This is a genomic window from Actinophytocola xinjiangensis (assembly GCF_001921215.1).
Classification (GTDB): Bacteria; Actinomycetota; Actinomycetes; order Mycobacteriales; family Pseudonocardiaceae; genus Actinophytocola; species Actinophytocola xinjiangensis.
Genome location: NZ_MSIF01000053.1, coordinates 1 through 6645 on the forward strand (window position 1 = coordinate 1; position 6645 = coordinate 6645).

Here is a 6645-nt window from a genome sequence, read left to right on the forward strand (position 1 = left end):
GCCGGTCGGGTCGGTCGCGCCGGGGAACCCGGCTCCCCGGCCGTTCGCGCCGGCTCCCGCCAGCCCCGCACCCGCGAACCCGGCCCCGGCTCCAGCGCCGCCGCCCCGGCAGGCACCGGCCGTGCCGGTGAACGTGGCTCCCGATCCGCGGCAGGCGCCGGCCCCCGCTCCCCGCCAGACCGTGAACCCGGGCTTCGGGCGCGGCTATCCGGACCCCCTGGCCCCGGCCCCGGTCCCGGCCGCGTCGCCCGGTCAGCCCGTCTACCGGGAACGGGACGAGGCGCTGGCCCTGTTCTGGGTGCACATGTTCCCGATCGGCCACATGCCGGTGGCCGCCGACCGGCCGGCCCGGCAGGTCCCGCCGCCGCCGGCCGAACTCGACCGCGCCGCTGGTCTGCGGTTCGAGCCGGGCGACCATCCGCGATCGGCCCTGGTCGACGGGCGGGACCGGCGCCCGGGGGCACCGGTGACCCAGACCGGTGAGCCGCGCTCGCGTGCGGAGGTCACCGATCTGACCGAGGGGTACGACCCGCTCGGCGGGATGAACGAGCGTGACTGGGACCGCCGCTACCAGGTCCGGTTCGGCCGGATCACCGCCGAGGGCATCCGGCCCGACGGGCTGGAGTTCGCCTGGCCGCCCGGCGAGCTGTACCCGGAGGGCGGCTCGGACCACGGCGAACCCGAGATCCTCGACGAGGGCAGCGAGATCGACCGGTTCGGCCCGCCGGACGGGCGGGTGTTCGCGGAGGCCGGGACGGCGTTCGGGCAGCGGTCGTTGCCGCCGGCGCACCTCGACCTCGGCTACCGGCGGTACCGGGTGTGCCGGCCGCTGCCGGTGTGGCGGGCGGTGTCCGCCGCGTGGTTCGCTCAGTCGGGTGGCGGTGTCCGCTACCGAACCACCCATTCGGTCCTGGAACTCGTCGCGCTCGGCTACCTGGCCGACATCACCCGGGAGGACACGTGAACGCCGAGTCGATCACCGAGTGGCTGGCCGCCGTCGGCGTCCCGGCCGACATCCTGTCCATCGGCGCCGAGGCCGACAACTCCTGGTGCCTGGTCCGCGACGACACCCCCGACGAGGACGGCGGCTACTGCTGGGAAGTCTTCTGGCGCGAACAGGGCAACCGCTACGACTGGGCCCGCTTCACCAACGAACAGGTCGCCTGCCACTACCTGTTCGGCCGCCTGACCTGGGCACAGGTCGTCCGGGGCGCCGTGGGGCTGCTCCCCGTCACGTCCGCCTGAGCACCGCCAGCGCGGCGTCGTGCAGCGCGCCGTTGGTGGCGATGCCGGAGCCGTGGTCGAAGCCGGCCTTGCCGTCGACGTCGCTGAAGCGGCCGCCGGCCTCGGTGACCAGGACCTGCACAGCCGCCAGGTCCCACGCGTTGGCGATCGGGTCCACACCGATGTCCAACGCACCCTCGGCCACCAGACAGTACTGCCAGAAATCACCGAAAGCCCTGCTCTCCCAACAGGATTCGACCAGGGCAAGGTACCGCTCCCTGGAGTGGTAGGTCGTCCACGCGTTGAGGTCGGTCGTCGACAGGTACGCGTCGGCCAGCTGACCGACCGCCGACACCCGTAGCCGCCGGGGCGCCACCGCCCCCTCGGCCGCGACCCACGCGCCCTCACCGGCGCTGGCCCACCAGCGGCGCCCCAACGCCGGTGCGCTGACCACCCCGACGACCGGAACCCCACCGTCCACCAGGGCGATCAGGGTCGCCCACGCCGGCACGCCGCGCAGGAAGTTCTTCGTCCCGTCGATGGGGTCCAGCACCCAGGTCCGGCCGGCGCCGATCGTCCCGCCGCGCTCCTCGCCGAGGATCTCGTCGTCCGGTCGCCGCTGCGCGAGCACCGCCCGCACCGCGTCCTCGACGGCGGTGTCCGCGTCGGTCACCGGCGTGCGGTCCGGTTTGCGATCCACCACCAGGTCACTGGCCAGAAAACGAGCCCGGGTGATCCCGTCGGCGGCATCGGCCAGTCGCAACGCCACAGCCAGGTCCTCGGCGAAAGTCGGCATGCCGGCCATCGTGTCACGGCACCGGGATCACCCGATCGGGTAAGCACCCCGTCAGAAAAGATGACGCGATGACCGTGCACGCGTTCGTCGACGAGTCGGCCCGCCCACCCCGCTACCTGGTCACCGCGGCCATCGTCGAACCGGCCAACGTCCGTCAGCTGCGCCAGGCGATGCGCGGGTTACTGCGGCCGGGACAGCGCGAGCTGCACTTCTACAAGGAGAAGCCCGTTCACCGCCGCCACCTGGCCGACACGATCGCCCGCCTCCCGGTCGAGGTGACCATCTACATCCGCTCCTGGCATCGGGACAACGAGCCGGCGCGCCAGGTCTGCCTGGCCCGCCTGGTTGGTGACCTGGTGGCCCGCCAGGCCCACCGGCTGGTCATCGACAGCCGCAACGAACAGGACATCCACGACGAACGCACCCTTCGCCGGTTCCTCGGGCCGTATCCGAGCGGCAGCAAGCTGGTCTACGAGCACCTCGACAGCACGAGCGAATCGCTGCTGTGGATCGCGGACATCGCGGGTTGGTGCTTCGGCGCCGGAGCGGAGTGGCGCAAGCGGATCGACCCGATCGTGGCGGGGGTGGTCGATCTCGGCGGCCCCTAGAAAGTGACAAGCCCGCGAGACGGCCATCCGGTCGTGTCGCGGGCAAACGCAAAGCCCGTGACGAAACCGTCCGGAGACACCACGGGCTCACTTCCTCGGCCTACGGGGCCTCGGCTCCGCAAGCATATCACGCATTGGCGGAGATGTTCTGGCTGTGGTGCGGCCCGGTGTCAGGCCACGAGCCTAGGCTGAGACCGTGAGCGTGGTGTTGCTGGCCGAGGACGACGCGGCGATCGCCGATCCGCTGTCCCGCGCCCTCCATCGTGAGGGGTACGAGGTTCGGGTTGTCGCCGATGGGCACAGCGCGTTCGACTCCGCGAACGGGGGTGGGGTCGACCTGCTCGTCCTCGACCTCGGGTTGCCGGGGATCGACGGGCTCGACGTGTGCCGCCGGCTGCGGGCAGCCGGCCGGGGGATTCCGGTGTTGATGCTGACCGCGCGGGCCGACGAGGTCGATTTCGTCGTCGGGCTCGACGCGGGGGCCGACGACTATGTGGCCAAGCCGTTCCGGTTGGCCGAGCTGCTGGCCAGGATCCGGGCGTTGCTGCGCCGCCGGGCCCCGGGCACGATCGAGGTCAACGGGGTGCGGATGGATCTCGCCGCCCGGCTGGTGATCGTCGACGGGGACGAGGTCACGTTGGCCAACAAGGAGTTCGAGCTGCTGCGGGTGCTGATCCAGCGCGCCGGCCAGGTGGTCACCCGCGAGGAGATCCTGGACGAGGTCTGGGGCGGCCCGGAGCTGCGCACCAGCAAGACGCTCGACATGCACATGTCCTGGCTGCGCCGCAAGCTCGGTCAGGGCGCCGAGCGGATCGCCACGGTGCGTGGCGTCGGCTTCCGGTTCAACTCCGAGTAGTTGTGCGCCGTCGCATCCTGCTGGCGATCCTGCTGGCCGTGACCGTCACCGCCTGCCTGCTCGGCATCCCGCTCGGCTACACGGCCACCGCCATCGTCGAGTCGCTGACCAGGGAGAACCTGAGTATCCAGGTGCGTCAGATCGCGGCGACGCTGGACGACGAGCTGGCCAACGGCCGCCAGCTGGACCTGGCGAGCGTGCAGATCGCGGTCCCGCCGGGCGGGCATCTGCTGGTCACGCTGCCCGACACCAGCGAGGAGTACACGCTCGGCGAGGACCTCGGCGAGGACACGGTCAGCGAGAGCGTGCCGATCGTGCAGCACGGCACGGTGCGGCTGTCGATCGACGCCGGCCCGATGCGCACCACCCAGACGCAGATGACGTTGCTGGTGGCGTTGGTGGTGGTGGCGACGATCGGCATCGGGTCGGTGGTCGCGATCCTCACCGCGCGGCGGCTGGCCCGGCCGTTGCGGCACGTGGCCGAGCGGGCGTCGCGGCTGGGGGCGGGCGACTTCCGGCTGGACCGCACCCGCTACCAGGTGCAGGAGCTGGACCGGGTGGCCGAGGCGCTGGACGCGTCGGCGACCGCGCTGGCGCAGCTGGTGCAGCGGGAGCGGGAGCTGGTCGGCGACGTCTCCCACCAGGTGCGCAGCCGGCTGACGTCGTTGCAGCTGCGGATCGAGGAGCTGACGGCGGTCCACGACGAGGACATCGCCCGGGAGGCCGGTGCGGCGCTGGAGCAGGCGGAGCGGCTGGCCGACGTGCTCGACGAGCTGATGGCCGCGGCCCGGGAGGCCCGCGCGGTGGGGGCCGAGCCGGTCGACCTGGGGGCGGAGCTGCTGGGGATCGCCGACGAGTGGCGTACGCCGCTGCGGGCGGGGGGCCGGTCGCTGAAGTTACGGGTGCAGGACGGGCTGCTGGCGAAGGTGTCGCCGGCCCGGCTGCGTGAGGTGATCGGTGTGTTGTTGGACAACGCGCTGCGCCACGGCGGCGGCGCGGTCACGCTCTCGGCGCGGGACGACGCGAGCGGGGACACGGTGTTGATCGAGGTGTCGGACACCGGCGCGGGGGTGCCGGACGAGTTGGCCGAGCACATCTTCGAGCGCGGGGTGTCCGGCGGCGGGTCGACGGGCCTGGGGTTGGCGCTGGCCCGCGCGCTGATCGACTCCGACGGCGGCCGGCTGGAGCTGTCGACCAAGCGGCCGGCGACGTTCACGGTGTTCCTGCCGGTGCCCAGGGCCGGTGACGTCCAGGGTGTGCGCTGGCCGACCGAACGGTTCCCGCGCTGACCTCAGGGGTGGCCGAGTTCCTCGTCGGCGGGGTCGTCGTGGAAGCGGTGGGGGCGGGGATTGCCCAGTTCGTCGGGGAACACCCAGCGTTTGAACGCCCAGTACCGGAAGAACATCGCGAGCAGCGTGCCGATGATCGACCCGGCGGTGAAGTCGGCGACCTCCTGGACCAGCCGCGACACCTCCGGCACTTCGAGGTGGAGCCAGTAACGCGACACGTAGACCGGGGCGGAGTAGAGACCCACCGCGATTCCGCTGAACAGGAAGAACAGCGCGGCCTCATGGGTGCGTTCCCGGCCGCCTCGTGTCCGGAATGACCATTCCCGGTTGAGGACGTACGACACGATCGTCGCGATGATCACCGCGATGATCTTCGCGGTGACCGGTTTGTCCTCCAGAATCGTGAGTTTCAGCAGGTACCAGATGCCGTTGTCGATCACGAACGTGGTCGCGCCGACCACGGCGAACTTCAGCAGCTCACGGTGCTTGAGCAGAATGCCGCGCAAGGGCGCCGGTATTCGGGCCAATACGGTGTCGACGACGGTCACGGGCGCAGTCTACGGAGACGTGACATAACGGCGGCGTCAGCGTTACCAACCGCGGCCGAACAGCCAGTCCAGCAGCGAGCCGAGACCCGATCCCCCGGAATCCGGCGGCACCGGCGGTACGGGCGGCTCCGGCGGCTCCGACCGCTCGGTGGTCACCGGCGGCTCCGGGACCGGCGGCGGCGTCACGCTCGGTGTCGGCCGCTCGTGGGTGGGCGGGCGGCTCACCGGTGGCGGTTCGGGCGACGGCGGCGAGGGCGGCGTCACCGACGGCGGCGACGGCGGTGTCGGTGGGGTCGGCGGGGTGGGGGTCGGTGGTGAGGGCGGGTCGGGGACCGGGTGGTGCCAGCCGGGCGGCAGACCGAGGCCGGCGGTGTCGGTGGCCGAACCCAGCGTCGCGTTGACGGTGACCCGCCAGTCCGGGTCCTCGTCGTGGTGGTGGTGGAAGGGCAGCCGGTCGTGGTGGAGCCGGAACCGCAGGCCGATGTCCTCGCCGGGCGCCACCTCCGCGGTCGTGGTGCACACCGGGGTCACCGACGCCGTGCAGCTCACCTGCTGCTCGAAGCCGACGAGCAGGCCAGGCTGGTCGACGCTCACGGTCACCGGCCGCGAGCTGGTGCCGGTGTTGGCCACCCGCACCGTCAGCTTCGGGTACGGCCAGATGCCGGGCAGCAGCCCGCCCCAGCGCACCTCGGTCAGCTCGACCCCGTCGACCGCGACCGGCGGCGGGGTGACCTGCACCCGCACCTGGATCCGCACGTTGATCTGGGCGCCGGCGCTGACCGTGCCGGTGATCACGCCACCGGAGCTGTCGGCGTCGGCACTGAGCCGGAACCGCAGGGTGACGGTCTCGGCCGGGGCCAGCCCGTTCGGGCTGGTGCAGGTCGCGGCCGGACAGCTCACCGTCCCGGACGGGGCGGCGGCGCGCCGGGGCGCGTCCAGGGCCAGCAGCCGCTGCCCGGCGAACCGGTCCTGCGCCGGGACCACCGACACGCCCGGCGGCAGGTTCAGCGTCGCGGACACCGGCTCCGACCGGGACCCGCCGGTGTTGGTGACGGTGATCGGCAGGTCGGCCGGGTCACCGCCGGCGATCAGGTCGATCGGGGTGGCCGGCGGAGTGGCGCGCAGCGACGGCGGCGAGGGCAGTTCCTGCGGCGGCTCGGGGGCCGGCGCCGGCTGCTGCTGGGGCGGTTGCTGGGCCGGCGGCTGCTGCTGCGGCGGCGGCGCGGGCGGGGCCGGCTGCTCGGGCGGCGGTTCCTGCTGGACCGGCGGGGCCGGCGGTGGTTGCTGCTGGGTCGGCAGGGCGGTCGGGACCTCCTGGTCCTGC

General features: G+C 72.7%; 8 protein-coding genes. 5 read left to right on the top strand and 3 right to left on the bottom strand.

The genetic code is table 11. The features are described 5' to 3' along the window. Both BLA60_RS41670 and BLA60_RS41675 read left to right on the top strand, forming a co-directional pair. The coding region (locus tag BLA60_RS41670; protein ID WP_154814997.1) for a TNT domain-containing protein at positions 1 to 964 on the top strand (964 nt) is incomplete at its 5' end. Continuing rightward, the gene (locus BLA60_RS41675; RefSeq protein WP_075138635.1) at positions 961 to 1245 is read left to right on the top strand and encodes a hypothetical protein; all 285 of its coding nucleotides are present in this window, start codon (positions 961 to 963) and stop codon (positions 1243 to 1245) included. The genes BLA60_RS41670 and BLA60_RS41675, both read left to right, overlap by 4 nt. On the opposite strand, the gene hisN is transcribed toward BLA60_RS41675, so the two are convergent. Next, positions 1232 to 2020, bottom strand: a complete 789-nt coding sequence (gene hisN / locus BLA60_RS41680) for a histidinol-phosphatase (protein WP_075138636.1) — start codon at positions 2018 to 2020, stop codon at positions 1232 to 1234. The genes BLA60_RS41675 and hisN overlap by 14 nt on opposite strands. Before the next feature lie 68 nt (positions 2021 to 2088). Between hisN and BLA60_RS41685 the strand changes: the two genes are divergently transcribed. The 3 genes from BLA60_RS41685 (at position 2089) to BLA60_RS41695 (ending at position 4773) form a co-directional block, all read left to right on the top strand. Beyond that, the gene (locus tag BLA60_RS41685; RefSeq protein WP_075138637.1) at positions 2089 to 2628 is read left to right on the top strand and encodes a hypothetical protein; all 540 of its coding nucleotides are present in this window, start codon (positions 2089 to 2091) and stop codon (positions 2626 to 2628) included. 196 nt (positions 2629 to 2824) lie between these two features. After that, entirely contained in the window at positions 2825 to 3484 is a 660-nt protein-coding gene (locus tag BLA60_RS41690; RefSeq protein WP_211289033.1) for a response regulator transcription factor, read from the top strand. 2 nt (positions 3485 to 3486) lie between these two features. Continuing rightward, positions 3487 to 4773 carry an ATP-binding protein gene (locus tag BLA60_RS41695; protein WP_075138638.1) on the top strand — a complete coding sequence of 429 codons (1287 nt, stop codon included), beginning with the start codon at positions 3487 to 3489 and terminating at the stop codon, positions 4771 to 4773. A 2-nt stretch (positions 4774 to 4775) separates the two neighbouring features. Here the strand turns inward: BLA60_RS41695 and BLA60_RS41700 are convergent, their stop codons facing one another. Both BLA60_RS41700 and BLA60_RS44500 read right to left on the bottom strand, forming a co-directional pair. After that, positions 4776 to 5321, bottom strand: a complete 546-nt coding sequence (locus BLA60_RS41700; RefSeq protein ID WP_075138639.1) for a GtrA family protein — start codon at positions 5319 to 5321, stop codon at positions 4776 to 4778. A gap of 42 nt (positions 5322 to 5363) precedes the next feature. Continuing rightward, the coding region (locus tag BLA60_RS44500; RefSeq protein ID WP_483860506.1) for a COG1361 family protein at positions 5364 to 6645 on the bottom strand (1282 nt) is incomplete at its 5' end.